Raw genomic sequence first — 3,047 nt, 5'->3', positions numbered from 1 at the left:
ATACGATAAAATTAGCTTTGTTATGAAAGATAATGTTCTACACTCCATGATTTTTTAGGTCACGGAAGTTTAATCAGATGCGCTACTGTATTATTTCCATCACCAATTTTACCGCAGCTCCTTTTGGCTCTTTTCCAGCATTAAAAACAATCTCAATATCTTATTCAGAATCGACAAGTTTGTCAAATTGTGTTCTTCCTATTTCAATACTTTGTAAAGCTTTTCCAATTTGTCGATCAATACTCATTAATTAATCAGTATACCCACCTTAACCAACATTACCATTTGAATCATAAATCGGTTGACCATTTTTATTTACTCAATCATAAGTTTAGGCTTTCCTAAAATATATGTCCAGATTTAGAGGCATCCTAAAATGGGAAAGCCTACATAGAATCTTAAATTTGCTACTTATTATAAGAATGGACAACTTTTTTTATTTCCTATACATAATGCACAACAGGTTAATATATTTGACTCTATTGGTTTTCACAAGAAAAACCTAACCTTTTATTTTTTTTGCATACTTTACTAAAAAACAAACAGTTGCTGTAAAAATACTTCTTAGTATTTCTCCTGATATACTACAAAATATAGAACTAAATTATACTATGATAATGGAGAGTGAATAATACATTATAAAATAAGGAGTTAGAAAAACTAACTCCTTACAAAGACACTTTATTAAATTAATTTTAAATTTATCTGGGGGCAAAACTTAAAATAAAACTTTCTTTTTTAGCATTTTTTAAAAAATATTCTGTTGTTTATTTACCTAAGAAAATTTGAAAACCAAAAGAAATTCCCAAACCATTATGTGTTGAAGCACTTGATTGATTAGATTTACTATAATTATATCCAACAATCGCCTCTAAAGCTACATTACGACTAACAAAATGAGAATATCCAGCATTTACATTAAATGCGAAGGAAGTATCACTTTTACCTCCAATATCACTCCCTGAAACACCAATAGCTCCTTGTCCAAAGAAACGTCCAGTTTCACTAGCTCCCTCAGGAAAATAGTAACGAACAAATGGCATTACTTTATAATTCCAAAAGTTGTCTCCACCTTTTACTGTTTGCAAACCTGTCCCTAACTCCAAACCAACAGCAATTCCATCAGAAATGAAATAACCTGCTCTTGGTGTAATGTTAATATTGAAGCTTTCCTCTTCAAAGCTATATCCTGTAGAACCTAAGGCTCCTCCAACGATCCAATTATCTTTCTTAATAGGTGTCTTCCCAACCTTTTCAGATAATTTAGGAACATCTACTTTGATCTGTGCATTTAAGTTAGTTATACTAAATAAAACCAACATAGTTATAAAAATTACTTTTTTCATATAATTTATTTTTATTTTAATTACTCTCCTCCCATATAAACCATACCTAAATTACTTTCACCTATCGTAATAGAACGAGTATAACTTCCTTCAATTGAAAATTGATCCCCTTGATTAAAATAAAGTAATCCACTTATCCCCATATTCATATTAGAACTACCTGTTCCATAACCATTATTCATACTTATTGGTACTGTAGTAGTTCCTCCTTGATCTACTTTTATTTGTACTCTTCCAGTCCCTCCAGCGTTAGATCCTGAACGCAAAACACCATAAAATGTTAATGAATAATATCCTGATTCATTAACTAGGAAAGTAGTATTATTTAATTTTGTAATTAAATTATTATCAATTTTATTAACTACAGGATAAGAAAATTTAACAAGTTTATTAGCAGAAGCAGGCCCAGTCGTATTATTATTAATAGCAACTAAAGCAACCCTAGAAATACCATCATTATAATCCGGAACTACTCCCTCTCCTTGTGGAGTAAGTCCTACCCATATTTCTCCATCAAAATAATAATATCCTTCTTTCTTAATATTAATAGTTTTAGGAGTTGTGACTAAAGAAGGTTTAACTATATAAATCATTGCACCTTCTTGATTTGTTCCATACAAATTATCTTTCGATTTAAGCTGATCACCTGTCAACTTTGGTGTAATAAAACCATCAACAACAGTAGCTTGATCTGGTAGTGCTAAAACTTCTAAAGACGCATTTGGATTCTGCGTATTAATACCAGTTTGTGCATGTATAATAGTTACAAAAAGCACAGCTACAAAAAATATAATTTTATTCATAATTTTAGTTTTTTATGAATCTAATTTTTCAGAAGTAGATTAAATAAACTTCAGATATTAGATTCTAAGATTTATAAATTCCTATTTAATTATTAAACTATTTTAAATTTAAATAACACTATAGTTTTTTTCTAAACCATAGTTTTAAGATGACTTGATTTCTTCTCATAGCAATTTTCTGAATCACACATCTTAATCTAACTTAACTAAAAGTCTATAACGATAAACTCGCTACGTCTGTTTAACTGATGTTCCTCTACGCTGCATGGTACTCCATTACTACATTTATTCTGTAGCTGTGTCTCTCCATATCCTTCTCCTGTAATTCTACTTCTCTCAATGCCTTGATTCACCATCCACTCTACAGTAGATTTTGCTCTGCGATCTGATAACTTAAGATTGTAGTCATCATTTCCTCTACTGTCAGTATGTGAGCGAACATCTATCTTCATCGTTGGGTATTCTTTTAACACCTCTACTACTTTGATTAGCTCTGCTGCTGCATCCGGGCGAATATTAGATTTGTCAAAGTCGAAGTAAATAGGATTTAGTTTAAGTTTCTTAAATAAGTCGTCGTTTACTGTCACTGGTTCTAAAGTCTTCTCTAGTCCGATATCTACTCGTTTTACTCCTTGTTGACGTTCTACGATAAATACAACTTCTACTGTATTATACTCCTCTTTCTCAGCTTTAATACGGTATTTACCTCCACAATCTAATAAATTAGACAGATAATATCCTTTTGCATCTGTGATAATTGTATCCGTCTGCTGATAAAGAGCATCTGATAAAATCACTTTAGCATTAACTAATGGCTCCTTCGTCACCTTGTCATACACTATTCCTTCTAAAGCTTGCTTACAAGGTTTTTCTTTAAAGAAATAGATATCATCTCCTC

General features: G+C 31.0%; 3 protein-coding genes. All 3 read right to left on the bottom strand.

The window, feature by feature from the left end; all coding sequences use genetic code 11:
• Positions 1–767: 767 nt before the first annotated feature.
• Complete coding sequence (locus tag AABL85_RS17280) at positions 768–1,346, bottom strand: hypothetical protein (protein WP_341311014.1); 579 nt, start codon at positions 1,344–1,346, stop codon at positions 768–770.
• Between the two features lie 20 nt (positions 1,347–1,366).
• A complete protein-coding gene (locus AABL85_RS17275) occupies positions 1,367–2,149 on the bottom strand; it encodes a hypothetical protein (protein ID WP_006263351.1) in 783 nt (260 codons plus the stop codon).
• Positions 2,150–2,355: 206 nt separating this feature from the next.
• Positions 2,356–3,047: OmpA family protein (locus AABL85_RS17270; RefSeq protein ID WP_341311013.1), on the bottom strand; the 692-nt coding region annotated here is incomplete at its 5' end.

Origin of the sequence: Myroides odoratimimus, from assembly GCF_038039805.1 — a bacterium.
Classification (GTDB): domain Bacteria; phylum Bacteroidota; class Bacteroidia; order Flavobacteriales; family Flavobacteriaceae; genus Flavobacterium; species Flavobacterium odoratimimum_B.
This window is presented reverse-complemented; position numbering and strand designations above follow the sequence as displayed.